Origin of the sequence: Xanthomonas sontii, assembly GCF_040529055.1 — a bacterium.
Classification (GTDB): domain Bacteria; phylum Pseudomonadota; class Gammaproteobacteria; order Xanthomonadales; family Xanthomonadaceae; genus Xanthomonas_A; species Xanthomonas_A sontii.
On the sequence record NZ_CP132342.1, the window covers coordinates 3,699,802 to 3,725,201 of the forward strand.

Annotated in this window: 24 protein-coding genes; 5 read left to right on the top strand and 19 right to left on the bottom strand. The window is 70.6% G+C overall.

The features are described from left to right. Nucleotides 1-6: 6 nt before the first annotated feature. From uvrC to RAB70_RS15625, 9 genes are all read right to left on the bottom strand, one after another. Nucleotides 7-1,866 (bottom strand): excinuclease ABC subunit UvrC, encoded by a 1,860-nt coding sequence (uvrC, locus tag RAB70_RS15585; RefSeq protein WP_148828425.1) that lies wholly within the window; start codon nt 1,864-1,866, stop codon nt 7-9. Next, the gene (locus RAB70_RS15590) at nt 1,863-3,284 is read right to left on the bottom strand and encodes a hypothetical protein (protein WP_148828426.1); all 1,422 of its coding nucleotides are present in this window, start codon (nt 3,282-3,284) and stop codon (nt 1,863-1,865) included. The genes uvrC and RAB70_RS15590 overlap by 4 nt, the downstream gene beginning before the upstream one ends. Then, nucleotides 3,281-3,769 carry a low molecular weight protein-tyrosine-phosphatase gene (locus tag RAB70_RS15595; RefSeq protein WP_043095836.1) on the bottom strand — a complete coding sequence of 163 codons (489 nt, stop codon included), beginning with the start codon at nt 3,767-3,769 and terminating at the stop codon, nt 3,281-3,283. The genes RAB70_RS15590 and RAB70_RS15595 overlap by 4 nt, the downstream gene beginning before the upstream one ends. Beyond that, nucleotides 3,766-4,542, bottom strand: coding sequence for a 3-deoxy-manno-octulosonate cytidylyltransferase (gene kdsB, locus RAB70_RS15600; protein ID WP_148828427.1), 777 nt, complete (start codon nt 4,540-4,542; stop codon nt 3,766-3,768). Before kdsB ends, RAB70_RS15595 begins: the two co-directional genes overlap by 4 nt. Before the next feature lie 518 nt (nt 4,543-5,060). Continuing rightward, a complete protein-coding gene (gene lpxK / locus RAB70_RS15605) occupies nt 5,061-6,095 on the bottom strand; it encodes a tetraacyldisaccharide 4'-kinase (RefSeq protein ID WP_148828428.1) in 1,035 nt (344 codons plus the stop codon). Further along, nucleotides 6,092-7,864: a lipid A export permease/ATP-binding protein MsbA gene (gene msbA, locus RAB70_RS15610; RefSeq protein WP_148828429.1), complete on the bottom strand. Its 1,773-nt coding sequence runs from the start codon at nt 7,862-7,864 to the stop codon at nt 6,092-6,094. The genes lpxK and msbA overlap by 4 nt, the downstream gene beginning before the upstream one ends. Beyond that, nucleotides 7,861-8,298 (bottom strand): biopolymer transporter ExbD, encoded by a 438-nt coding sequence (locus RAB70_RS15615; RefSeq protein ID WP_010342642.1) that lies wholly within the window; start codon nt 8,296-8,298, stop codon nt 7,861-7,863. The genes msbA and RAB70_RS15615 overlap by 4 nt, the downstream gene beginning before the upstream one ends. Before the next feature lie 4 nt (nt 8,299-8,302). Beyond that, entirely contained in the window at nt 8,303-8,965 is a 663-nt protein-coding gene (locus RAB70_RS15620) for a MotA/TolQ/ExbB proton channel family protein (RefSeq protein WP_148828452.1), read from the bottom strand. Then, on the bottom strand, nt 8,859-11,423 hold the full coding sequence (locus tag RAB70_RS15625) for a DNA internalization-related competence protein ComEC/Rec2 (protein ID WP_148828430.1): 2,565 nt from the start codon (nt 11,421-11,423) through the stop codon (nt 8,859-8,861). Before RAB70_RS15625 ends, RAB70_RS15620 begins: the two co-directional genes overlap by 107 nt. Before the next feature lie 258 nt (nt 11,424-11,681). On the opposite strand from RAB70_RS15625, the gene RAB70_RS15630 reads away from it, so the two are divergent. Continuing rightward, nucleotides 11,682-12,746: an SDR family oxidoreductase gene (locus RAB70_RS15630; protein ID WP_148828431.1), complete on the top strand. Its 1,065-nt coding sequence runs from the start codon at nt 11,682-11,684 to the stop codon at nt 12,744-12,746. A gap of 403 nt (nt 12,747-13,149) precedes the next feature. Here the strand turns inward: RAB70_RS15630 and lolD are convergent, their stop codons facing one another. The 9 genes from lolD to RAB70_RS15675 all read right to left on the bottom strand — a co-directional run bounded on the left by lolD (nt 13,150) and on the right by RAB70_RS15675 (nt 19,804). Continuing rightward, nucleotides 13,150-13,902, bottom strand: a complete 753-nt coding sequence (gene lolD, locus RAB70_RS15635; RefSeq protein WP_408068842.1) for a lipoprotein-releasing ABC transporter ATP-binding protein LolD — start codon at nt 13,900-13,902, stop codon at nt 13,150-13,152. Then, complete coding sequence (locus RAB70_RS15640) at nt 13,895-15,139, bottom strand: lipoprotein-releasing ABC transporter permease subunit (RefSeq protein ID WP_010342649.1); 1,245 nt, start codon at nt 15,137-15,139, stop codon at nt 13,895-13,897. Before RAB70_RS15640 ends, lolD begins: the two co-directional genes overlap by 8 nt. 23 nt (nt 15,140-15,162) lie before the next feature. Further along, nucleotides 15,163-15,615: a hypothetical protein gene (locus RAB70_RS15645; RefSeq protein WP_148828433.1), complete on the bottom strand. Its 453-nt coding sequence runs from the start codon at nt 15,613-15,615 to the stop codon at nt 15,163-15,165. Next, on the bottom strand, nt 15,566-15,814 hold the full coding sequence (locus tag RAB70_RS15650) for a succinate dehydrogenase assembly factor 2 (protein ID WP_017912578.1): 249 nt from the start codon (nt 15,812-15,814) through the stop codon (nt 15,566-15,568). The genes RAB70_RS15645 and RAB70_RS15650 overlap by 50 nt, the downstream gene beginning before the upstream one ends. 127 nt (nt 15,815-15,941) lie before the next feature. Continuing rightward, on the bottom strand, nt 15,942-16,724 hold the full coding sequence (locus RAB70_RS15655) for a succinate dehydrogenase iron-sulfur subunit (protein ID WP_010342653.1): 783 nt from the start codon (nt 16,722-16,724) through the stop codon (nt 15,942-15,944). A gap of 111 nt (nt 16,725-16,835) precedes the next feature. Continuing rightward, nucleotides 16,836-18,626, bottom strand: coding sequence for a succinate dehydrogenase flavoprotein subunit (gene sdhA / locus RAB70_RS15660; protein WP_010342654.1), 1,791 nt, complete (start codon nt 18,624-18,626; stop codon nt 16,836-16,838). 33 nt (nt 18,627-18,659) lie between these two features. Beyond that, nucleotides 18,660-19,046 carry a succinate dehydrogenase, hydrophobic membrane anchor protein gene (sdhD, locus tag RAB70_RS15665; RefSeq protein ID WP_010342655.1) on the bottom strand — a complete coding sequence of 129 codons (387 nt, stop codon included), beginning with the start codon at nt 19,044-19,046 and terminating at the stop codon, nt 18,660-18,662. After that, a complete protein-coding gene (gene sdhC, locus RAB70_RS15670; RefSeq protein ID WP_017912577.1) occupies nt 19,043-19,435 on the bottom strand; it encodes a succinate dehydrogenase, cytochrome b556 subunit in 393 nt (130 codons plus the stop codon). The genes sdhD and sdhC overlap by 4 nt, the downstream gene beginning before the upstream one ends. 60 nt (nt 19,436-19,495) lie before the next feature. Beyond that, nucleotides 19,496-19,804, bottom strand: a complete 309-nt coding sequence (locus tag RAB70_RS15675; protein WP_309252725.1) for a DUF1674 domain-containing protein — start codon at nt 19,802-19,804, stop codon at nt 19,496-19,498. On the opposite strand from RAB70_RS15675, the gene RAB70_RS15680 reads away from it, so the two are divergent. After that, entirely contained in the window at nt 19,706-20,578 is an 873-nt protein-coding gene (locus tag RAB70_RS15680) for a folate-binding protein YgfZ (RefSeq protein WP_170268120.1), read from the top strand. The genes RAB70_RS15675 and RAB70_RS15680 overlap by 99 nt on opposite strands. 30 nt (nt 20,579-20,608) lie before the next feature. Here the strand turns inward: RAB70_RS15680 and RAB70_RS15685 are convergent, their stop codons facing one another. Beyond that, nucleotides 20,609-21,727: an ABC transporter ATP-binding protein gene (locus RAB70_RS15685; protein ID WP_148828435.1), complete on the bottom strand. Its 1,119-nt coding sequence runs from the start codon at nt 21,725-21,727 to the stop codon at nt 20,609-20,611. A gap of 441 nt (nt 21,728-22,168) precedes the next feature. Between RAB70_RS15685 and zwf the strand changes: the two genes are divergently transcribed. The 3 genes from zwf to pgl are packed head-to-tail and all read left to right on the top strand — an operon-like array spanning nt 22,169 to nt 25,325. Beyond that, nucleotides 22,169-23,605, top strand: coding sequence for a glucose-6-phosphate dehydrogenase (gene zwf, locus RAB70_RS15690; protein WP_173003415.1), 1,437 nt, complete (start codon nt 22,169-22,171; stop codon nt 23,603-23,605). Continuing rightward, a complete protein-coding gene (glk, locus tag RAB70_RS15695; protein WP_017917730.1) occupies nt 23,602-24,609 on the top strand; it encodes a glucokinase in 1,008 nt (335 codons plus the stop codon). The genes zwf and glk overlap by 4 nt, the downstream gene beginning before the upstream one ends. After that, nucleotides 24,606-25,325, top strand: coding sequence for a 6-phosphogluconolactonase (pgl, locus tag RAB70_RS15700; protein WP_017917731.1), 720 nt, complete (start codon nt 24,606-24,608; stop codon nt 25,323-25,325). The genes glk and pgl overlap by 4 nt, the downstream gene beginning before the upstream one ends. Nucleotides 25,326-25,400: the final 75 nt, after the last annotated feature.

Genomic DNA, 25,400 nt, shown 5'->3' on the forward strand with positions numbered 1-25,400 from the left:
GCTGCTCTACTCGCCTGCCGGATCGGGTACCGGCAGCCCGTGCAGGTTAGCGTAGATTCGTGCAGCCAGTGCGTCATTGATCCCTTCCACCCGCGCGATCTCGGCCTCGCCGGCGGACTTGAGCCCGGCCAGTCCGCCGAAGTGCTTGAGCAGGCTGGCGCGGCGGCGCGGGCCGATGCCGGGGATATCCTCCAGCTTGCTGGTCATGCGCGCCTTCTGGCGGCGCCCGCGGTGGCCGGTGATGGCGAAGCGGTGGGCTTCGTCGCGCACCTGCTGGATGAACTGCAGCGCCGGCGAAGCGGCGCCCGGGCGCAGTTCGCGCCCGTCCGGCATCACCAGGGTCTCGTGGCCGGCGCGGCGCTCGGCGCCCTTGGCCACGCCGATCAGCAGCACCCCGTCCACGCCCAGGTCGGCCAGCGCCCCGGTGGCCTGCGCCAGCTGTCCGGCGCCGCCGTCGATCAGCAACACGTCCGGCAGCACCACGTCGCCCTTGCCCTCGCCTTCGGCGGCGCGACGGAAGCGGCGCTCGATCGCCTGGCGCATCGCCGCGTAGTCGTCGCCCGGCTCGATGCCGCTGATGTTGTAGCGCCGGTACTGGCTGCGCACCGGGCCGCTGGCGTCGAACACCACGCACGAGGCCACCGTGGCCTCGCCCATGGTGTGGCTGATGTCGAAGCACTCCACCCGCTTGACCGGCTCGGCCAGGCCGAGCATCTCGCGCAGCGCCTCGCTGCGCGCGTGCTGGGCGTTGCGGCTGGTCAGTTCGGTGACCAGGGTGGCCTGGGCGTTGCGGCTGGCCAGCTCCAGGTAGCCGGCGCGCTCGCCGCGCACGTTCCACTTCAGCTGCACCTTGCGCTCGGCGGCCGAGCTCAGCGCCGCCTCGATCAGCTCGGCGTCGGGAATCTCGCGGTCCAGCAGCACCTCGCGCGGCGGCGCGTGCTCGACGTAGTACTGCGACACGAACGCGCCCAGCACCTCGGCGGCACTGTCCTCGCCGTTGGTCTTGGGGAAGAACGCGCGGGTGCCGAGGTTGCGGCCGTCGCGGAACGCCAGCAGCAGCACGCAGGCGTTGGCGCCCTGGGTGGCGCAGGCCAGCACGTCGAGGTCGGCGGCACGGCCGTCCACGTATTGCCGGCTCTGCATGCTGCGCAGCGAGCCCAGCAGATCGCGCAGGCGCGCGGCGCGTTCGAACTCCAGACGTTCGCTGGCGGCCTGCATCGCCTGCACCAATTCCTCGCCGAGCTGGTCGCTGCGCCCTTCCAGGAACAGCGTGGAGCGGCGCACCGCCTCGGCGTACTCGTCGGCCGCCACCAACGCCACGCACGGCGCGCTGCAACGGCCGATCTGGTACTGCAGGCACGGCCGCGAACGATTGCGGAACACGCTGTCCTCGCAGCTGCGCAGCTTGAACAGCTTGTGCATCAGGTTCAGCGTCTCGCGCACCGCGGTGACGCCGGGATACGGCCCGAAATAGCGGCCGGGCACCGCGCGCGGGCCACGGTGCAGGGTGATCCGCGGCCACTCCTCGCGGGTCAGCAGCACGTAGGGATAGCTCTTGTCGTCGCGCAGCGACACGTTGTAGCGCGGCGACAGCGACTTGATCAGCTGGTTTTCCAGCAGCAGCGCCTCGCCCTCGCTGCGGGTGACGGTGACGTCCATGCGCGCCACCTGCGCCAGCATGGCCATGGTCCGCGCATTCTTCGGCGAGCCGCTGAAATAGCTGGACACGCGCTTGCGCAGCGCGCCGGCCTTTCCGACGTAGAGCAAGGTGTCGTCGGCGGCGTACATGCGGTAGACGCCGGGCGCGGTACTGAGGTTGGCGGCAAAGGCCTTGCCGTCGAACGCGGGCAATGCGGGGGTGCTCATTCGCCGATCGCGACGTCGTGCAGTTCGCCACTGGCGATGTCGTAGCGCAGCACCGCATGCGCATCGGTCTCGGCGATCCACACCGTGCCGGCGCTCACCGCCAACCCGCCCGGGCCATGCAGGCGCCGCGGCAAGGCCGCGGTGGACAGTTCGCCGCCGCCCAGACGCAGGCTGCGCAGACTGCCGTTGCCGCTGTCGGCGATCCACAGCAGCGGCGCGTCCGGGCTCAGCGCGATCGCCTGCGGGAACTGCAGGCGGGCGCGGCTGCGCGGCCCGTCCTCATTGCCGAAATCCCACGGCCCCTGGCCGCCGAGCAGGGTCTGCACCAGGTCGCCGCGCAACTGCATCGAGCGCACCGCCGAGCCCAGCGCATCGCACACGTACAGCACCTGCTGCACCGCGGCCAGGCTGCACGGCTGCGCGAACGCGGCCAGGTGGCCGCTGCCGTCGCGCAGCTCCAGCGCGCCTGCACCGGCGCGCCAGCGCAGGCTGCGGCTGCCCAGGTCGTAGCTCCAGATGCGGTTATCGCCGGCCATCGCCAGGTGCACCTGGTTGTCGGCGATCACCACGTCCTGCGGATGGTTCAGCGGCGCCAGCAGCGGTTGCTCCACCGGGCCTTCGACCGGCTCGCCGGCGCGGCCGTTGCCGCACAGCGTGTCGACCTGGCCGGTGAGCAGGTTGATCCGGCGCAGCGCATGGTTGCCGGTGTCGGCCACGTACAGCACGCCGCGCTCCAGCGCCAGCCCGCGCGGGCGGTGGAACGCCGCCTCGCCGATCGCGCCGTCGATGAAATCCGCGGTGCCGATGCCGAACTGGCGCAGCACGCGGCCGCTGGTGCTGCATTCGAGGATGCGGTGATGGCCGCTGTCGGCGACGTACAGGCGATCCTCGGCCACCGCCAGGCCGGTCGGGAAGCGCAGCGGCAGGCGCGGCTCCGGCTGGGTCTCGCGGGCGTCGCGCAGGTCCTCGTCCAGCGGCAGCGGCTGCCCGGCGCAGAGCGCGTGCAGCGCCTTGTCCAGTTCCGCGCCGCCGATCCCGACCAGGCGCTCGCGCTCCACGCCGCCGGCGTCGATCAGCACCAGGGTCGGCCAGGCCTGGATGTCGAAGCGCTGCCAGGCGGCCCAATCGGCATCGAGCAGGATCGGCGCGGACACGCCCTGGCTGCGCAGCAGCTTCAGCGCCCGCTGCGGCTCGCGCTCGCTGTCGAAGCGCGGCACCTGCACCACGATCACCTGCAGCCGTCCGGGATTGCGAGCCTGCCACTGGCCGAGTTCGGCCAGACGCTGCGCGCACCACACCGAGGCGGCATTGACGAAGGCCAGCACCAGCGCCCGCCCCTGCAGATCGCGCAGGCGGATCGGCTCGGCGTTGAGCCAGGCGCCGGACGCGGGGAGTTCCAGGGCGGCGATGGAATTCATCGGCCGATTATGCCGGAGCCGAGGTCGGCGGACAGTCGCGCCACGCTGCCGGCGGCGGCTTCGTCTACCAGTTGCCAGACCTGCTCGAACTGGGCGCTGCCGCCGGTGTACGGATCCGGGATCTCACGGTGGCCGTGCACCCCGGCCCACGGCAGCCACAGCGCCACGCGCTCGTGCGCCGCCGCCGGGGCGCGCTGGCGCACGTCGCGCAGGTTGGCCGCGTCGGCGCACAGGATCCAGTCGAACTCGGCAAAGTCGCGGTCGCGCAGTTGCCGGGCGCGCAGGCCGGCGATGTCCACGTCATGGGCGGCGGCGCAGGCGACCGCGCGCCGGTCCGGCGGCTCGCCGCGGTGCCAGTCGCCGGTGCCGGCCGAGTCGACCTCCACCACACTCGCCAGCGGCGAGCGCTGCAGGTGGTGGCGCAGCGCGCCCTCGGCCATCGGCGAACGGCAGATGTTGCCCAGGCACACCAGCAGCAGCTTCATGCCTGCCCCTGCAGGTAGGCCTCGGCGCGCGCCAGGTCCTCGGGCGTGTCCACGCCCGGCGGGAACGGCGCCGGCGACAACGCCACCGCGATGCGGAACCCGGCTTCCAGCACCCGCAACTGCTCCAGCGACTCGATCCGCTCCAGCGTGCCCGGCGGCATCGCCGCGAACCGGCGCAGGAAGCCGGCGCGATAGGCGTAGATGCCGATATGCCGCAGCCACGGGCCGGGCAGCGGCAACTGCGTCTGCGAGGCGAAGGCGTCGCGGTGCCAGGGGATCGGCGCGCGGCTGAAGTACAGCGCATCGCCGGCGGCGCTGCGCACCAGCTTGACCACGTTGGGATCGAACAGGTGCTCGGCCGCGTCCACCGGCGTGCCCAGGGTCGCCATCTCGGCGCCGCTGTCGGCCAGGGTCCGGGCCACCGCGACGATGCCGGCGACCGGTGCGAACGGCTCGTCGCCCTGCAGATTGACCACCAGGGTCGCATCGTCCCAGCCGGCGATGTCGGCGCACTCGGCCAGGCGGTCGGTGCCGGAGGCGTGGTCGGCAGAGGTATTGGCCACATGCACGCCGTCCAGGTCGGCCACGGCGGCGGCGATGCGGGCATCGTCGGCGGCTACCCACACCTGCGTGGCACCGGCGGCGAGCGCACGCCGCGCCACGTGGCGGACCAGCGGCTCGCCGCCGAGCGCACGCAAAGGCTTGCCCGGCAGCCGCGAGGCGGCGTAGCGGGCCGGGATGGCGACGACGAACGGCGGCACGGCGGCGCTCATGCGCGGGTGGCGCCGGCAGCGGCGCGCGTGCGCCGGGGATATCGCGAGAAGACCGTCATCGAAAGCTCTCCGCATGGTTGGCCGAAACGGCCTGGTGGGCGCCGGGCAGCGGCCCGGTGGCCGCCGCACGCCGCAACGGCACTGAGGGTCATTGTATCGACCGCGCCGGGATCGCCGGTGTGCAGGTGGTGGCGCCGGCCGGCGACCGCACGCGCGCCTTGCCCCGCGGCGCGGAAAGCGTCGGCGTGCTGCGGCTTGCGCTCACGTCGCGCGCGCCGCACGCGCGCCGTGTTGGCGCCCATCTGTGGCGAGGAAGCGCGAGGAGGTGGTTCGCCCCTCACCCCGTAGCGATGACACGGCGTCGTGCGCGCAGCACCAGTGCCCTGGGGGCTGAAGATGGCGGACGCACCGCTGGGGCCGCAGCTTGGATGCGACCAATGGCCAGGCTACGCCACGCGCGCCGATGGCGCTCCTGCAGGCCAACCGCGGCGCGGCATACTCGGGAATTGGTGACCCGCCTAGTCGCCGGTCCCGCCCGCGCGGCCGCGCAGCTTGTCCAGCCGGTCCAGCAGGCCGATCCAGAACGCCGCCGGCAGCTCGGCGACCAGCGGCACGCTGAAGCACCAGTCGTTGACGAAGGCGGCGCACTTGACCGCGTCCTTCTCGGTCATCAGCACCGGCAGTTCGCTGCCGAAGGCCAGGTCCGCGGCGCGGTACTGGTGGTGGTCGGGAAAGGCATGCGGGACCACGCCGATGCCCTGCGCGCGCAGCATGTCGAAGAAGCGCTGCGGATGGGCGATGCCGGCGACGGCATGCACGCGCTGGCCGGCGAAGCTGCGCAATGGCCGCGCACGGCCGCCGCGCAACGGTTGCGCGCTGTCGATGCGCAGGCGCATCGCCCATTCGCCGAAGCCGACTTCGAGCGCGCCGCTGTCGCTGGCCTGGCCCAGATTGATGACCCGGAAATCGCATTCGTTGCCGCGCGCCACCGGCTCGCGCAGCGGCCCGGCCGGCAGCAGGCGGCCGTTGCCGTAGCGGCGCTGGCCGTCCACCACCTCGATCTCGATGTCGCGCTGCAGCCGGTAATGCTGCAGGCCATCGTCGCAGACCACGATGTCGCAGCCGGCCTGCAGCAGCGCGCGCGCCGCGGCCACGCGGTCGCGGTCCACCCGCACCGGCACGCCGGTCTTGCGCGCGATCAGCACCGGCTCGTCGCCGCCCTGCTCGGCCGAGGTGCCCGGCTCGATCCAGCGCGGCTCCTGCGGCTGGCTGCGACCGTAACCGCGGCTGGCTACACCCGGGCTCCAGCCGGCGTCGCGCAGGCGCTGCACCAGGGCGATGGTCAGCGGCGTCTTGCCGGTGCCGCCGGCGGTCAGATTGCCCACCACCACCACCGGCGCGGCGATGCTGTGGCGCTTGCGCCAGCCGCGCCGGTACAGCGCGCGGCGCAGCGCGATCGCCGCCGCGTACAGCGGGGTCAGCACGCGCGCGTGCAGCGGCGGCGAACCCGTGCCGTACCAATAGGCGGGGGTGTGCGGCCCGCGCTCGCTCATCCGAACTGCCTTTCGCGGAACTGCATGCTGTGCAGGTGCGCATACACCCCGCCAAGCGCCAGCAGCTCGTGGTGGGTGCCGCGCTCGACGATGCGGCCGTGGTCCATCACCAGCACCTGGTCGGCGTGTTCGATGGTCGACAGGCGGTGGGCGATGACCAGCGTGGTGCGGTCGGGCATCAGCCGGTGCAAGGCGTCCTGCACCAGCCGCTCGGATTCGTTGTCCAGCGCCGCGGTGGCTTCGTCGAGGATCAGGATCGGCGCGTCCTTGAGCATGGCGCGGGCGATCGCCAGGCGCTGGCGCTGACCGCCGGACAGGCGTCCGCCCTTGGCCCCGACCTGCGCCTGCAGGCCGTCCGGCAGGTGCTCGACGAACTCCATCGCGTTGGCATCGGCGATCGCCTGCTGCAATTGCGCAGGGCCGGCCTCGCGCATCTCGCCGTAGGCGACGTTCTCGGCGATGCTGCCATCGAACAGCATCACCTGCTGGCCGACCAGGGCGATCTGCCGGCGCAGATCCTCCAGGCGGTACTCCTGCAGCGGGTGGCCATCGAGCAGGATCTGCCCGGATTGCGGGTCGTAGAAGCGCGGGATCAGCTTGACCAGGCTCGACTTGCCGCTGCCGGAGCGGCCGACGATGGCGGTGACGGTGCCGGGTTCGGCGACGAAGCTGACCTCGGCCAGCGCCGGCCGCGCCTGCCCCGGATAGGCGGCGGTGACCTCGCGGAACTCGATCCGCCCCTGCGCGCGCTCGATGCGGCGGGTGCCGCTGTCCTGTTCCTCGGGCGCATCCAGCACCACGAACAGCCGCTGCGCCGAGGCGACGCCCCGCTGCAGCATGTTCTGCACATTGGTGAGGTTCTTCAGCGCCGGGATGATCGCCATCATCGCGGTCATCAGCGAGACGAACTCGCCGGCGGTCAGGCGCCCGGCCAGCGCCTCGTGGCCGGCGATCAGCAGCAGCGCGGCCAGGCCGATCGCGCCCAGCAACTGCACCGCGGCCGAGGAGATGCCGCGGGTGGACTCGACCTTCATCGCCAGGTGCAGGTTGGTGTCGGCCAGGTGCTGGTAGCGCTCCATCTCGCTGGCGCGCGCGCCGTAGACCTTGACCTCCTGGTTGCCGGACAGGGCCTGCTCGGCGGACTGCATCAGCTCGGCGTTGCTCTCCTGGATGCGGTGGCTGACCCGCCGGTAGCGCTTGGCCACGCGGTCCATCACCCACGCCAGCGGCGGCGCCACCAGCAGGATGGTCACGGTCACCGTCCAGCTGTACCACAGCATCACCGCCAGCGCGCCGACGATCTGCAGGGTCTGCTGCACCATCACCTTCATCGCGTCGACCGCGGCCTGCGCCACCTGCTCGCTGTCCGACCCCAGCCGCACCAGCATCGACGCCACCGGCTCGGCATCGAAGCGGCTGCCCGGCAGGCGCAGGTACTTGTCCAGCACGTTGACCCGGAAATCGCGGGAAATGCTCCGCGCCGCGCGCCCCATCGACATGTCGGTGACGTAGCCGGCGATACCGCGCAGCACGAACAGGCCGACGATCTGCAACGGCAGCCACATCGCCACCTCGCGGTTGCGGGCGATGAAGGTCTCGTCGGTGATCGGCTTCATCAGCGCCAGGAAGCCGGAGCCGGCCAGCGCTTCCAGCAGCGCGCCGACGGCAGCGATCAGCAACAGGCCGCGGTAGCCGCCGGCATAGGACAACAGGCGGCGATAGGTCCGCCAGGGGGAATCCTGGACGGGCACGTCGGTGGGTACATTCACTTGGAGCTTCCGTCCCTGTTGACTTCGGGGGCAGTGGCGATGGCGATGCGGCGGAACCCGAGCTGGCCCAGCGCGTCCTGCGCGGTGACCACCGCCTGGTACGGCGTGCGCGCGTCGGCGCGCAGCAGCACCGGCTGCTCGCGGTCGTCGCCGGCGACCTGGGCGATGCTGCGCTTGACCGACTCCACGTCGGTGCGCAGCACTTCCTGGTCGTTGATGAAGTAATGCCCGTCGGCGTTGATCAGCACGCTCAGCGCGCGCGCTGGCGGCGGCGCGTTGCGGTCGCTGGCGTTGGGCAACTGCAGTTGCAGCGTCGAACGCGCATCGAAGGTGGTGGTCACGACGAAGAAGATGATCAGCACCAGGATGACGTCGATCAACGGCACCAGGTCGATGTGCGGCTCGTCCTGGCCACGGTCGTCGCGGATCCGCACCGGCTCAGCCCTTGGCCGACGCGGCGTTCGACGCGGCGCCGCGTGCCGCCGGCGCCACGGCACGGCCGTGGCCATCCAGCGCATCGGTCAGCGCGGTGGCTTCCTGCTCCATCTCGATCACGTAGCCGGCGATGCGGCCCTTGAAATGGCGATGGAAGATCAGCGCCGGCACCGCGATGATCATGCCTGTGGCGGTGCACACCAGCGCCTTGCCGATGCCGCCGGCGAGCTGGTTCACGTCGCCCAGGCCATGGTCGAGGATGCCGAGGAACATCTGGATCATGCCGACCACGGTGCCGAGCAGGCCGAGCAGCGGCCCGGCCGAGGCGATGGTGCCCAACGCGTTCAGGTAACGCTCCATGCGGTGCACGACGTGCCGGCCGGTGTCCTCGATGCGCTCGCGCACGATCTCGCGCGGACGGTTGCGCACATCCAGGCCGGCCGCGAGCAGCGCGCCCAGCGGCGAATTGCGCCGCAGCGATTCGATGTGGGTGGGGTCGAGCTTGCCGCGCGTGGCCCAGTTGCGCACTTCCTGGCCCAGTCCCGGCGGCAACACCTCGCTACGGCGCAGGCTCCAGAACCGCTCCAGGACGATCGCCAGCGCGACCACGCCCAACAGCAGCAATGGCACCATCGGCCAGCCACCGGCCTTGACCAGTTCCCACACGTCGCAACCCTCCGGCACGCTCGGCCGTTTGTTCACTGGCCGATAGGATAGCAGCCGCCCGCGCCCGCTCCGCCGCGTCCCACAGCCGCGCCCGCCAGGGCCGCCGCTCGCGCAGTTGCAGGCCGGCGCGCCCCAGCCACACGCGCAGCGCACCGCCCTGCGGCGTGCCGGCGACCTCGGCGCCGGCGGCCTGCCAGCGCGCCACCACGCCCGGATGCGGATGACCGAAGCGGTTGCCGTAGGCCGCCGACACCAGCACCAGCCGCGCACCGGTGGCGGCGACGAAGGCCGGCTGCGAGGAATGCGCGCTGCCATGGTGCGGCGCCACCACGACGTCGGCGCGCAGCGCCTGCGGCGCCTCGCGCAGCAGCGTGCGCTCGACCACGTCGCCGATATCGCCGGCCAGCAACAGCGCGCCATGCACGGTTTCCACGCGCAGCACGCAGCTGGATTCGTTGCGCAGATACGGAAAGTGCGGCGCCGGATGCAGGAACCGGAACCGCACGCCATCCCATTCCCAGGCATCGCCGGCCACGCAGGCCCGGTCCACCGGCAACGGCGCACCAGCCGGGGCCTGGACCAGGCCGATCGGCAGCGCCGCGCGCACCGCGGCCAGGCCGCCGGCGTGGTCGTTGTCGCCATGACTGATCACCGCGCGATCCAGCCGCGCCACGCCAAGCGCATGCAGCGCCGGGACCACCACCCGTTCGCCAGCGTCGTAGCCGTCCTCGACCGCCGGCCCGGTGTCGTACAGCAGTTGATGGTGGGCGGTGCGGACCAGCAACGACAGGCCCTGCCCCACGTCGAACATCACCAGATCGACCTCGCCTGGTCGCGGTCGCTCCAGCGGCGGGTGCAGCAACGGCAACCACAGCAGCGCCGCCAGCGGCTTGCCCGGCACCGCGCGCGGCAACAGCAGCCAGAACGCGCCGAGCAGGGCCAGCGGTAGCGCCCAGTCGCGCGCCTCCGGCAACCAGCGCAGGGCGAAGCGGCTCTCGCCCAGGGCGACGAACAACGGCCAGGTCAGGTCGAAGCAGGCCGCGGCCAGGCGCCACAGCCAGGCGCCGGCACCGGCACCGGCACCGGCATGCAACGCCTCCAACGCGGTGCCGAGCAAGGCCAGCGGGACCACCACCAGGCTCCACCACGGGATCGCCAGCAGGTTGGCCAGCGGCCCGACCACGGAGGCCTGCCCGAAGAGCATCGTGCTCACCGGCAGCAGGCCGACCGTGGCCACGCCCTGCGCGGTCAGGAAACTGCGTAGCGTCTCGCGCCAGCCGCGCCCGGCGTCGGGCATGCACCAGGCCAGCCAGGCGACGCCGAGGAAGCTCAGCCAGAAGCCGGCCGAGAGCACCGCCAGCGGGTCGCAGAGCAGCATGGCGATCGCCGCCAGCGCCAATGCGTCGACCACCCGCACCGGCCGCCGCCACAGCCGTGCCGCCACCACCACCGCGATCATCAGGGCGGTGCGCACGGTCGGCAGGGCCATGCCCGACACCAGGGTGTAGCCGCCGGCGCCGAGCAGCGCCAGCGCGGCAGCCGCCTGGCGCCGCGGCCAGTAGCGGCCCAGTTGCGGCCACAGCCGCCACAGTCCGCCACCGAGCAAGGCGAAGGCGCCTGCGACCAGGCCGACATGGAAGCCGGAAATGGCGATGAGATGGGTCAGGCCGGCGGCACGCAGGATGCGCCAGTCGCGATCGTCCAGGCGCCGCGTGTCGCCCAGCGCCAGTGCCTGCACGTAGCGCGCCGAGGCCTGCGGCACGGCCGCGGCGATGCGTGCGGACATGTCGGCGCGCCAGGCGTCGATGCCCTGCCCCGGCGTCAATTGCGCTGCCGCCTGCGGCGCCACCACATAGCCGCTGGCGCTGATCCGCTGCGCCAGCGCATAGGCCTCGGCATCGAAGCCGCCCGGATTGCTCAAGCCGCGCGGCGCGCGCAGGCGCACCTGCAACTGCCAGCGCGCGCCGGCGCTCAGGGCGCTACGCGGCCCGGCCTGGTGCGTGCCGAAGTCGTCGTACCACGCCAATTGCAGCAGGCGCCCGCGCAACGGCGCCGGCTGCGCCGCGTCGCTGTCCACCCGGAACAGGAAGCGGGTGCGGCGGGTCTCCGCCTGCGGCAGTTCCACCACCTGGCCGCGGACGTCGACCACGCGTTTTTCCCAGTCGGCCGGCAACTGCCGCGCCAGCACCATGCCGGCGATCAGCGCCAGCCAGCCGGCGCCGATCGCGAAGGCGCCCAGCCAGCGCCAGCGCGGCGCCGCCACGTACAGCGACGCCCCGGCGAGCAGGATCGCCACGGCCAGCGGCCAGGGCAGCAGGCGCGGCAGCCACAGCGCGGCCAGCACGCCGGCGGCGAGGCTGGCCGCGACCGCAGCGCCGAACGGCGCCGGTGCCGGCCAGCGGGCAGCGCGAGCCGCGGCGGGGCCCTGGCGAGGCACCGCGTCTGCCGACGGTTGCATGTGCTTGCCCTCCTTGGCATCGATGGATCGGAAGCAGCGAGACGAAGCGGCGCGACATGCGCATCGCGCGACACCGTCTTTATCGCGATGCCAGCGTCGCATCCAGCCTGGACGCGAGCCATCGGTCCATGCCGCGGCACCGCGTCAGAATTCGCCTAACGCGCGAGCGCGCGCCGCGTCACAGTCCCGACGCAGTTCTCCGCAGCTTCATCGCCCCGCGCCTAAGGTGCGATACCCCACGTCGTAAGGAGTTCGCGCATGCGCAAGGGCATCGCATTGATCGTCGGAGTCACTGGCATCTCCGGCTACAACCTCGCCAACGTGCTGGTCGCCGAGGGCTGGACCGTCTATGGGCTGGCACGCCGTCCGGTGCCGCAGGAAGGCGTGATTCCGGTGGCGGTCGATCTGCTCGACCGCGACGCCACCATCGCGGCGCTGCGCGGGCTGCCGATCACCCACGTGTTCTTCTGCACCTGGACGCGGCGCGACACCGAGAAGGAGAACGTCGCCGCCAACGGCGCGATGTTGCGGCACCTGTGCGAGGGCCTGGACGGCGCGACGCTGCAGCACATGGCGCTGGTCACCGGCACCAAGCATTACCTGGGCTCGTTCGAGCACTACGGCAGCGGCAAGGCGGAGACGCCGTTCCGCGAGAGCGAACCGCGGCAGCCGGGCGAGAATTTCTACTACACGCTGGAAGACCTGCTGTTCGACGCCGCCGCGCGCCATGGCTTCGGCTGGAGCGTGCACCGCTCGCACACCATGATCGGCCAGGCCAACGGCAGCAATGCGATGAACATGGGCGTGACCCTGGCGGTGTACGCGACGCTGTGCAAGCACACCGGGCAGCCGTTCGTGTTCCCCGGTTCGCGCGCGCAGTGGGACAGCCTCACCGACCTCACCGACGCCGGCCTGCTCGGCCGCCAACTGGCCTGGGCCGCGACCAATCCGGCCGCACGCAACCAGGCCTTCAACACGGTCAACGGCGACGTGTTCCGCTGGCGCTGGATGTGGGGCGAGATCGCCGCGTTCTTCGGCCTGGACCCTGCCCCTTATCCGGAGGCGCCGATGCCGCTGCAGCCGCGCCTGCAGGACACTGCGCCTGCGCTGTGGCGCGAGATCGCCGAGCAGCATGGGCTGGTGCAGGCGGATGTGAACCAACTGGCGTCGTGGTGGCATACCGATGCCGATCTGGGCCGCGAGATCGAGTGCGTCAACGACATGACCAAGAGCCGCGATCTCGGCTTCCTCGGCTACTACGACAGCCGCGCCTCGTTCCTGGAGCTGTTCACGCGGCTGCGCGCGCAGCGGGTGATTCCCTGAGGGACGAGGCTTGGTCAGGCGCTGTCGGCAACCGGGGCCGACGACATGGTCGGCTGCGTTCGTCGCAATGAAGTCGCTCCCGCATGCGGTTGCACTTGCAGGAGCGGCTAAGCCGCGACAGGGGCTATCGGTAACGTTCGTGTCGCGGCTGACGCCGCTCCTACCGCACGACGATGCGCCGGCGTACCTGTGAGAAGGATCTCCCTGTGGGAGGGACTTCAGTCCCGACGCGGCCTGCGTCAGCCGCAGGACAGCGCTGTCGTCGGGATCGAAGGACGGCCACGGGAAGCATGGCTGCCACGCCAGCCCCCCCCTGAAAGAGGCTTGAGCCCCTCGCGATCGTCAGGCCGCGATCATGCTCGACCACCCGCGGTTCGGGGCCGCCGTGCGGCAGCCTCCCCATTCAAACGTCCGCAGGCGCCAATTCGCGCAGCTTTCCCTGGTGCAGTTCCAGCACCCGGTCCAGCTTGCGCGCGAGGCTGCGGTCGTGGGTGACCAGGACCAGGCTGGTGCGCTGCGCGCGGTTGAGTTCGAGCATCAGCGCGAACACGTTGGCCGCGGTCTTGTCGTCGAGGTTGCCGGTCGGCTCGTCGCCGAGTACGCAGGCCGGACGGTTGACCAGCGCACGCGCCACCGCGGCACGCTGGCGCTCGCCGCCGGACAATTCGCCCGGCTTGTGCTCTAGGCGATGGCCCAGGCCCACCGATTCCAGCAGCGCGCGGGCGCGGGCATCGGCGTCCTGGATCGGCGCGCCGCCCAGCAGCACCGGCATCATCACGTTCTCCAGCGCGGTGAACTCGGGCAGCAGGTGATGGAACTGGTAGACGAAGCCCAGCGAACGGTTGCGCAACTGCCCGCGCGCCGCGTCGGTCAGCGCCGACATGCGCTGGCCGGCCACGTAGACCTCGCCGGAGGTCGGCACGTCGAGGCCGCCGAGCAGGTGCAGCAGGGTGCTCTTGCCGGCACCGGAGGCGCCGACGATGGCCACGGTCTCGCCCGCCGCCACGCTCAGCTCCAGGCCGTCGAACACCGGCGTGCGCATCTTGCCTTCGGCGTAGGTCTTGGCCAGGCCTTCGGCGCGGATCGCCGCGTCCGCTTGTCGCTTCTGCATTCCCGATTCCCGATTCCCCATTCCCGATTCCCGGTTCTCATTCATAGCGCAGCGCCTCCGCCGGCTGCGTGCGCGCCGCGCGCCAGGCCGGGTACAGCGTGGCCAGGAAGCTCATCAGCAAGGCGACGATGGTGATCACCATGACGTCGTGCGGCTGCATGTCGGTGGGCAGGCCGGTGATGTAGTAGACGTCCTCCGGCAGCAGCTTGATGTTGAACACCGCCTCGATGCCGGCCAGGATCCGCTCCAGGTTGAGCGTCAGCACGATGCCGCCGATCACGCCGGCGACGGTGCCGATCACGCCGATCAGCGTGCCCTGCACCATGAACACCTGCATCACCCCGCCCGGGCTCAGTCCCAGCGTGCGCAGGATCGCGATGTCGGCCTGCTTGTCGGTCACCAGCATCACCTGCGAGGACACCAGGTTGAACGCACCCATCGCGATGATCAGCGACAGCAGGATGCCCATCACCGTCTTTTCCATCTTCAGCGACTGGTAGAGGTTGGCGTTCTCACGGGTCCAGTCGCTGACCATGTACGGGCCGTGCAGGTTCAGCGCCAGGTCGCGCGCCACGTTCCAGGCCTGGTCCATGTCGTACAGCTTCAGGCGCACGCCGGTGACGCCGTCGCCCATGCGCAGCACCCGCTGCAGGTCGGGCATGCTGGTCACCGCCAGGCCGCGGTCGATCTCGTTGTAGCCGGCCTCGAAGATGCCGCTGACGGTGAAGCGCTTGTAGCGCGGCACCATGCCCATCGGGCTGGCCTGCGGCTCGCCGAGCATCACCACCACCTTGTCGCCGACGCCCACGCCCAGCCACAGCGCCAGTTCCTGGCCGAGCAGGATGTTGTACGACCCCGGGGTCAGGCTGTCGACCGAGCCCTGCTTCATCTTCTGCGCCAGCACCGAGACCTTGGCCTCTTCCTTGGGCAGGATGCCGCGGACGATCGCCGGCTGGTTGCGCTGGCCGGTGAGCAGGGCCTCTTCCTCGACGTAGGGCGCGGCGCCGGCGACGCGCTTGTCGCGCATGGCCACGTCCACCGCGTGCTGCCAGTCCTCCATCGGCGCGCCCTGCGCGCTGACCGTGGCGTGCGCGGCCATCTGCAGCAGGCGGTCGCGAATCTCCTTCTGGAACCCGCTCATCACCGCCAAGGTGGTGATCAGCACGGTCACGCCCAGGGCGATGCCGAGGATCGAGGCCATGGAGATGAAGGAGATGAAATTGTTGCGGCGCTTGGCGCGCAGATAGCGCAGGCCGATGGCCACGGGTAAGGGTTTGAACATGCGCAGCCACCATCCAGGGAGCGCTATGGTGCCATTTGCGGCGGCGCAGACGAAGCGGCATGGGCGGCAGCGGCCAGACGCAGTTCACGTCGTGCCGCCGGTGGCAGCGTGTCCGGCCACCACGCCAGGCGCTGGGTGCGCCCCTGCGCATCGCGCCAGCGCACGAACGCCAGCGGTCCGCGCCAGTCGACCTGCAGCGCGCTCACCGCCACGCCATCGATGCTGGGCGTACCGGCACCGGCGGGAACCAACAGCATGCGCGGCGCCCGCCCGGCCTCACGGCGCAGCAGCCACGCCGCGTACAGCAGCGCCAGCGCGGCCGCCGGCCAGGCCAGGTGCGGCGGCAGGTCGGAGCCGAGCAGCGACAGCGGCGCCAGCGCGCCGAGCAGGGTCAGCGCGGCCAGCAGCCAGCGCGACGGGCGCCAGTCAAGCCGGCATGGCGCGGATGGAAGCGATGAGATCGGCGGCGCGCGCATCGGGACAGGCCTCGTAGCCCATGAACCATCGCCACAACTTATCGTCCTCGCAATCGAGCAGGTATAGGAAAACCCCGCGCTCGTCCTCGGAAGCTTCCCCCCAGCGCCGGTCCAGGTAGCGGCCGAACAACTGGTCCAGTTCGCGCATGCCGCGCCGGCAGCGCCAGCGCAGCTTCTTCAGTTCGGTGCTCTCGTCCATCGCATGCGCCCTTGCCTGGGGGCGGCGCCGCACGGCAGCCGCCGAAAACGAACGCGGCACCGAACCCGAAAGCCGGTGCCGCGCGGTCGGCGGGCAGGCCCGCCGCTTGGAACGTGCGCCGTTGCGATCAGGCGCGGCGCGCCATCATCAGCTTCTTGATCTCGGCGATCGCCAGCGCCGGGTTCAGCCCCTTCGGGCAGGTCCGCGCGCAGTTCATGATGGTGTGGCAGCGGTACAGCTTGAACGGATCTTCCAGATCGTCCAGGCGCGCACCGGTGTCCTCGTCGCGCGAGTCGATGATCCAGCGGTAGGCCTGCAGCAGGATCGCCGGGCCCAGGTAACGCTCGCCGTTCCACCAGTAGCTCGGGCAGCTGGTCGAGCAGCACGCGCACAGGATGCACTCGTACAGGCCGTCGAGCTTCTTGCGGTCCTCCGGCGACTGCAGCCGCTCGCGGTCCGGCGGCGGCGGGGTCTGGGTGCGGATCCACGGCTTGATCGAGGCGTACTGCGCGTAGAAGTGGGTCAGGTCGGGCACCAGATCCTTGACCACGCTCATGTGCGGCAGCGGGTAGATCGGCACTTCCTTCTTGCCGCAGTCGGCGATCGCCTTGGTGCAGGCCAGCGTGTTGGTGCCGTCGATGTTCATCGCGCACGAGCCGCAGATGCCCTCGCGGCACGAGCGGCGGAAGGTCAGGGTCGGGTCGATCTCGTTCTTGATCTTGATCAGCGCGTCCAGAACCATCGGGCCGCACGCGTCCAGGTCCACCTCGTAGGTGTCGGTCCGCGGGTTGCTGTCGTCGTCCGGATTCCACCGGTAGACCTTGAAGGTCCGCACGTTCTTCGCGCCCTTGGCGGGAAAGTGCTTGCCCTTGCCGATCTTGGAATTCTTGGGGAGGGTGAACTCTGCCATGGCTTTAAAATCCGGGAATGGGGATTGGGGAATGGGGAATGGGAAGCGGGAGCGAAGAGCGCATGCGCTGTTCTCGATTCCCGATTCCCTACTCCCGTTTCCCGGCTGTGGTCAGTAAACGCGCGGCTTCGGCGGCACCACGTCCACGTCCTTGCTGAGCGTGTACATGTGCACCGGGCGGTAGTCGAAGCTGCACTGGCCCTTGTCGTCGACGGTGACCAGCGTGTGCTTCTGCCAGTTGACGTCGTCGCGGTCGGGAAAATCCTCGTGGGCGTGCGCGCCGCGGCTTTCCTTGCGCTGTTCGGCCGAGTTGATCGTCGCCACCGCGTTGAGCAGCAGGTTGTTCAGCTCGTAGGTCTCGATCAGGTCGGAATTCCACACCAGCGAGCGGTCGGACACCTTGACGTCCTCGAAGCTGGCGAAGATGTCGGCCATCTTGTCCACGCCTTCCTTCAGCGTCTTGCTGGTGCGGAACACCGCCGCGTCGGACTGCATGGTGCGCTGCATCTTGTCGCGGATCACCGAGGTCGGGGTGCTGCCGTTGGCGTTGCGCAGCTTGTCCAGCAGGCCCAGCGCCTTGTCGCAGGCGTCGCCCGGCAGGCCCTTGTGCGGGGCGCCGGTCTTGATCGTCTCGGCGCAGCGGTTGGCCACCGCGCGGCCGAACACCACCAGGTCGAGCAGCGAGTTGGAGCCCAGGCGGTTGGCGCCGTGCACCGACACGCAGGCGGCCTCGCCGATGGCGTACAGGCCCGGCACCACCGCATCAGGGTTGTCGCCGTCCTTGCGCACCACTTCGCCGTGGTAGTTGGTCGGGATGCCGCCCATGTTGTAGTGCACGGTCGGGATCACCGGGATCGGCTGCTTGTGCACGTCGACACCGGCGAAGATGCGCGCGCTCTCGGCGATGCCCGGCAGCTTGTCGTCGATCACGCCCGGGCCGAGGTGGGTCAGGTCGAGCAGGATGTGGTCCTTGTGCTCGCCGACGCCGCGGCCTTCGCGGATCTCGATGGTCATCGAACGCGACACCACGTCGCGCGAGGCCAGATCCTTGTAGTGCGGTGCGTAGCGCTCCATGAAGCGCTCGCCGCTGCTGTTGCGCAGGATGCCGCCTTCGCCGCGCACGCCTTCGGTGATCAGGCAGCCGGCGCCGTAGATGCCGGTCGGGTGGAACTGCACGAACTCCATGTCCTGCATCGGCAGGCCGGCGCGCATCACCAGGCCGCCGCCATCGCCGGTGCAGGTGTGCGCGGAGGTGGCGCTGAAGTAGGCGCGGCCGTAGCCGCCGGTGGCCAGCACCACGCCGTGGGCGCGGAACAGGTGCAGCGAGCCTTCGGCCATGTCCAGGGCGAGCACGCCGCGGCAGGCGCCTTCCTCGTCGAAGATCAGGTCGAGCGCGAAGTACTCGATCATGAAGCGCGCGTTGTGCGCCAGCGACTGCTGGTACAGCGTGTGCAGCATGGCGTGGCCGGTACGGTCGGCGGCGGCGCAGGTGCGCTGCGCGGACGGGCCTTCGCCGTACTTAGTGGTCATGCCGCCGAACGGACGCTGGTAGATCTTGCCGTCCTCGGTGCGGCTGAACGGCACGCCGTAGTGCTCCAGCTCGATGATCGCGGGGATCGCCTCGCGGCACATGTACTCGATGGCGTCCTGGTCGCCCAGCCAGTCCGAGCCCTTGATGGTGTCGTAGAAGTGGTAGCGCCAGTCGTCCTCGCCCATGTTGCCGAGCGCGGCGGAGATGCCGCCCTGCGCGGCCACGGTGTGCGAACGGGTCGGGAAGACCTTGGTCAGGCAGACGGTCTGCAGGCCCTTCTGGGCCAGGCCGAAGGTGGCGCGCAGGCCGGCGCCGCCGGCGCCGACCACGACCATGTCGTACTTGTGTTCGGTGATCTTGTAAGCGGACATCGAAATGTGGTTCCTAGAGGGGGCGCCGATGGATCAGGCGATGCCCAGCGCGATGCGCGCCACGGCGAAGATGCTGACGATGGCGCCGAGCACGGCGACGAAGCGCACGATGGTCTGCGCGGCCAGGGCCAGCAGCGAGGTGTGCACGTAGTCTTCCAGCACCACCTGCATGCCGAGCTGGGCGTGCCAGAACGCGGCGATCAGGAAGCCGACCAGCAGGATCGCGTTCCACGGCTTGGCCACGGCCTCGGTGGCGGCGACGTAGTCCGAACCGAGCAGGCTCAGCACGAAGATCAGGAACCAGATCGACAGCGGCACCAGCGCGGTGGCGGTCAGGCGCTGCAGCACGAAGTGCTCGGTGCCGGTCTTGGCCGCGCCCAGGCCGCGGACGTTCTTCAACGGGGTGCGATAGCGGCTCATGCGGTGGCTCCCAGCAGCACGTAGGCCCACACCGCGGCGGTCAGCACGAAGCTGAGCACGACCGACAGCCAGCCGATGGTGACGAAGGCGCGGACGGCGTAGCCCTGGCCGAAATCCTGCAGGATGTGGCGCAGGCCGCCGAACAGGTGGAAGGCGAAGCACCAGGTCCAGCCGAACAGGAACACCTGGCCGTACCAGGCGCCGGCGATGTCGCGGAAGCAGTTCCAGGAGGCGGGGCCGAGCATCAGCGCCAACAGGCCGGCGGCGATGATCAGGGCACCGATCGACAGCACGATGCCGGTGGCTCGATTCAGGATCGAGGTCACCATCTGGATCTGCCAGCGATAGACCTGCAGATGCGGGGAAAGAGGACGTTCGCGCGTAGCCATTCGCTGGGCTCGTTGTCTCGGCTGGGCGGCGTGCTTAAGGCCGCGTTGGCTCAAAGCTGCTCAAAAATCGATGCAGCGTCCGTTTTTCTCCCAGTCGCCGTAGCGCGTCGGCTCGAGGCCGCCGCGCCCGCCGATCTCCCGCGGCGCAGGCTCGGTCTGCGGAGGGGTGTCCTCGGCGGGCCGCTGCGTTTCGGGATCGGACTCGGGTGTGGGGGTTGGTTGGCCTATCATGCGGGTCTCACAACTCGTCAATTTTAGTCCTCCCCTCTCGTGCCTGACAACCTGAATCTGGAATCCGGCGGTTTTTCCGCCTTGCCACACCTGCAATACGTCGCATTGCGCGGTCCGGATGCAGCGGCCTTCGCCCATGCGCAATTCGCCAACGACGTGCAGGCGCTGGCCGTGGGCCAATGGCAGTGGAACGCCTGGCTCACCGCCAAGGGCCGGGTGATCGCGGTGTTTGCGCTGCTGCGCCAGGCCGACGACGCCTTGCTGATGCTGCTGGCCGACGGCGGCGCCGAGGAACTGGCAACGGCACTGGGCCGCTTCGTGTTCCGGCGCAAGCTGCGCGTCACGGTCGAGGACACGCTGCATGCTTTCGGTCGTTTGAGCCTACCCGAGCAGGCCCGCGGCGCGACGTCGACGCACGATGAGGCCGGCGTGATCGAACTGGACATGGGCGGCGACGGCCTGCCGCGCACCCTGCGCCTGGTGCCGACGCCGGTCGCGGATGCGCCGGCCGCCGACCCGGCACTGGCGGAGGCCTGGCGCGCGGCCGACCTGCGCCTGGGCCTGGCCCGGCTTGCGCCGAGCCAGCGCGAACAATGGACGCCGCAGCAGTTGGGCCTGGACCGGCTGCACGCCTTCAGCGTCAAGAAAGGCTGCTACCCCGGCCAGGAAATCGTCGCCCGCACCCACTTCCTGGGCAAGGCCAAGCGCGCGGTGCAGTTGCTGGAAGTGGATGCGCCGGTCGCCATCGATGCACCGGTGCAGCGCGACGGCCAGCCATTCGGCAGCGTGGTCAGCGTCGCCGGCACCCTGGCCTTGGCGGTGCTGCCGCTCGAGGAGGCGCCGCCGGCGGGACTGGACGTCGACGGCCACCCCGCACGTTGGCAGCCCCTGATCGACGGCCTGGCGCGCTGAACGCGCCGGCGCTTCGCGCTGTTGCCTTTGCTATTGCGATTCCCGATTCCCGATTCCCGACTCCCGCGCCTCCAGACGCCCCCCACTCTCGGCATCGAAGAAGTGCAGCGCGTCGCCGCGCACCGCCACCCGCAGGCGTTCGCCCAGGCCCGGCAGCGCGCGCGGCGCCACCCGCATCACCAGCGGCTGCGCGCCGTGGCTGAGATTGACGAAGATCTCGTTGCCGACCGGCTCGATCACCTCGATGGTGGCCTCGAAGCCGCCCTGCGCGTCGTCGCTGGGCTGCAGGTGCTCCGGCCGCACGCCGATCGCCAGTTCCCGGCCCAGCCATTGCGGCGCGATCTGCGCACCCGGCAGCGGCACCCGCCCGCCGTCCTGCAACTGCAGCTGCAGGCCGCCCTCTTCCACCAGCCGCCCGCGCAGCACGTTCATCGCCGGGCTGCCGAGGAAACCGGCCACGAACAGGTTGGCCGGGCGGTCGTACAGCGCCATCGGCGTGTCGATCTGCTGGATCACCCCGTCCTTGAGCACGACGATGCGCTGGCCCAGGGTCATCGCCTCGACCTGGTCGTGGGTGACGTAGATCATGGTGGTGCCGAGCTTGCGGTGCAGTTGCGCGATCTCGGTGCGCACCGAGTGGCGCAGCTTGGCGTCCAGGTTGGACAGCGGCTCGTCGAGCAGGAACACCGCCGGCTCGCGCACCAGGGCGCGGCCCAGCGCCACGCGCTGGCGCTGGCCGCCGGACATGGCGCGCGGCAGCTTGTCCAGCATCGGGGTCAGGCCCAGGGTGTCGGCGGCGGCGGCCACGCGCTGGCGGATGACCTCCTTGCTCTCGCCGCGCAGCTTGAGCCCGAACGCCAGGTTCTCGGCCACGGTCATGTGCGGATACAGCGCATAGCTCTGGAACACCATGGCGATGTCGCGGTCCTTCGGCGCCACCTCGTTGACCACGCGCTCGCCGATGCGCAGCTCGCCGCCGCTGATCTCTTCCAGGCCGGCGATCATGCGCAGCAGCGTGGACTTGCCGCAGCCCGAGGGCCCGACCAGCACCATCAGTTCGCCGTCGGCCACTTCGAAGCTGGCCCCGTGCACGGCGACCTGGCCGTTGTCGTAGACCTTGCGGATGTTGTCCAGTTGTACTTTCGCCATGTATCCGGTTTCCGGCAGTGAGGAACGGGCTGCCGCCGGTCCCTCCCGAGGGCAGTGCATACGAATTCGGGTCGCATCATGCCCGCGCGCAGGCAACAATGGATCGCGATGCGGTATTCTGCCATGTAACCGTTTTCACGGGGCAACATCGAGCCTGGGAGGGCATGCAATGCGATCCGCCAGCCGCCGCTCCGGCGCGCGCCCGTCATCCTGCGGGATGACAGCCGACCTGCAGCATGAGGCATTGGAGAGGTATGCTCAGAGGTCTGGCAGTCGTATTCATCTCCTGGATCGTGCGTTCCCGCCTGGCGGCCCTCCCGCGTCACGCCCTCGCCCGAACCGGCCGGATACAGGCCGTCGCCGCCGTTCGCTTTCCCACGCCACGTCACTCCTAGCCCCCAGGTGATCGACACCATGTCACCCGAAACCGAAACCCGGTCGATGCACGATACCTTCCTGTTGTTCGGCGCCACCGGCGATCTGGCCCAGCGCTACCTGTTCCCCTCGCTGCTGCGCATGCTCGACGACGGCTTCCTGCCGGAGGACTTCCGCATCCGCGCGCTGGCGCTGTCGCCGCACGACACCGCCAAGTTCCACGAGATCCTCAAGCCACGCCTGCAGGCGGCGATGCCGCAGATCGGCGAATCGATCGTGCAGGCGCTGCTGGCACGCATCGACTACCGCTCGGTGGACCTGCGCGATGCCGAATCGGTGGCCGCCGCGGTGCGCGACCTGACCGCGCGCCGCTGCGTGAGCTACCTGGCGATCCCGCCGGGGCTGTACATCAGCACCTGCCAGGGCCTGGCCCTGGGCGGCGCCCTGGCCGCACCGCACCGTCTGATGCTGGAGAAGCCGATCGGCCACGATTCGGACAGCGCCCGCGAGATCGTGCAGGCGATCGGCGCGCTGATCGACGAGGACCGCGTGTTCCGCCTGGACCACTACCTGGGCAAGGCCGCGGTGCAGAACCTGATCGCGCTGCGCTTCGGCAACACGCTGCTGGAAGCGGTGTGGAACCGCAACTACATCGAGTCGGTGGACATCCTGGTCGCCGAGAGCGAGGGCGTGGACGGCCGCGACGCCTACTACGCGCGCTCCGGCGCGCTGCGCGACATGGTGCAGAGCCATATCCTGCAGCTGCTGTGCCTGGTGGCGATGGAGCCGCCGGCGTCGCTGGAAGCCGACCGCATCCGCGACGAGAAGGTCAAGGTGCTGCGCGCGCTGCGTCCGCTCAGCGCCGAGCATGCCGCCCGCGACAGCGTGCGCGGGCGCTACATCGCCGGCACCATCAACGGCCAGCCGGCGCAGGCCTACCAGCCGCCGGAAGGCAGCGACGTGGAGACCTTCGCCGCGGTCACCGCCTACATCGACAACTGGCGCTGGGCCGGGGTGCCGTTCCGGCTGTGCACCGGCAAGCGCCTGGCCGAGCGCTCCACCCGCGTGGTGGTCACGCTCAAGCCGGTCACCCACTGGCTGTTCGAGCGCCCGGCCGCGCAGCAGGTGGCGCCGAACCGGCTGACCTTCCAGCTGCAGCCGCAGGAGAACATCGAACTGGGGCTGATGAGCAGCCTGGCCGGCCCGGAATGGGGCGCGCTGGAACTGCAGCCGCTGGAACTGGAACTGTCGGTGCCCACCGGCCTGCACCGCCGCATCGCCTACGAGCGGCTGATGCTCGACGCGCTCAACGGCAACCATGCGCTGTTCGTGCGCGACGACGAAGTCCGCGCCGCCTGGGCCTGGATCGACAGCGTCAGCGCCGCCTGGGCGCAGGCGCACCTGCCGCTGCTGCCCTACCCGGCCGGCAGCTGGGGGCCGGAGGAAGCGCAGGCCTACGTCTCCTGCGACCAGTCCGGCGCCGCGCCGAAGGTCGCGCAATGAGCGCGCCGCAGCGCCCGGTGCTGGTCGCCGACATCGGCGGCACCAATGCCCGTTTCGCCCTCGCCGATCTCGACGCCTCGGTGCCGCTGCTCGACGACAGTACCCAGACCTACGCGGTGGTGGAATTCCCGTCGCTGGGCGACGCCGCCCGCCACTACCTGGAGCAGACCGGGGTGGACGCGCGCAGCGGCACCTTCGCGGTCGCCGGCCGCGTCGATGGCGACGAGGCGCGCATCACCAATCATCCGTGGGTGATCTCGCGGGCGCGCACCCGCGCCATGCTCGGCTTCGACGAACTGCACCTGATCAACGACTTCGCCGCGCAGGCAATGGCGATCAGCCTGCTGCGGCCGCAGGACGTGGTCCAGGTCGGCGGCGCCAGCTGGACGCCGTCGCCGGTCGAGGTGCCGCGCAACTACGGGGTGATCGGCCCCGGCACCGGCCTGGGCGTGGGCGGCCTGCTGATGCGCGGCGGGCGCTGCTTCCCGCTGGAGACCGAGGGCGGCCACGTCAGCTTCCCGCCGGGTACGCCGGAGGAGATCCGCATCCTGGAACTGCTCTCGCAGCAGTTCGGCCGCGTCTCCAACGAGCGCCTGATCTGCGGCCCCGGCCTGGTCAACATCCACCGCGCGCTCAGCGAGATCGCCGGCGACGATCCGGGCCCGCTGCAGCCGGAGGACATCACCGCGCGCGCCGCGCAGGGCGACTACCGGGCGATGCGCACGGTGGACGTGTTCTGCGCCGTGTTCGGCGCCATCGCCGGCGACCTGGTGCTGATGCAGGGCGCCTGGGACGGCGTGTTCCTGACCGGCGGGCTGGTGCCGAAGATGCTCGACGCGATCCAGCATTCCGGATTCCGCCAGCGCTTCGAGCACAAGGGCCGGTTTTCGTCGATCATGGCGCGGGTGCCGTCGCTGGCGGTGATCCACCCCCGTCCCGGCCTGCTCGGCGCCGCCGCCTACGCGGTGGACGCCGCGCGGCAATCCCCAGGAGCCATCGCATGAGCCCCACGCTGTCCGACCGCATCACGCTGATCCGCTACGACGATCCGGACGAATGGATCGACGCGGCGGCGGCCGAGATCGGCACCGCGCTGCGCGAGGAGATCCAGCGCCGCGGCGGCGCGCGCCTGCTGCTGTCCGGTGGCACCACCCCGGCGCCGGTGTACCAGGCGCTGGCCGAGCTGCCGCTGGACTGGTCGAAGCTGGAGGTCGGCCTGGTCGACGAGCGCTGGCTGTCGCCGCAGGACAGCGACAGCAACGCCTACCTAGTCCGGCACAGCCTGCTCGACCGCGCCGAAGAGGCGCGCTTCGAGCCGCTGGTGCGGGTCGGCAAGCCGCTGCAGGACTGCGTGCACGCGGCCAATCTGCACGCGCAGCACGCCCCGGCCCCGTGCATGGCGGTGCTGGGCATGGGCGGCGACGGCCACACCGCCTCGCTGTTCCCGGGCGCTACCGACCTGAACAAGGCCCTGGCCAACCCGCTGCCCTACGCCACGCTCGACGCCACCGGCTGCCCCGGCGCCAACACCTGGCCGCTGCGCATCACCCTGACCCCGGCCGGCCTGGCGCCGATCGGCCAGCGCATGCTGCTGTTGCGCGGCAAACAGAAGCTGGAGGTGCTGGAGCGCGCGCTGGCCGGCACCGACCCGCACGAGTACCCGATCCGCGTCGCCTTCGATACGCCGGGTGCGCGCCTGCGCGTGCATTGGTGCGAGTGAGGCCGGGATTGGGGATTGGGGATTAAGGATTCGCAACGGCTGCGCGCTGACGCTTTTCCGCTCTTCCGATTCCCC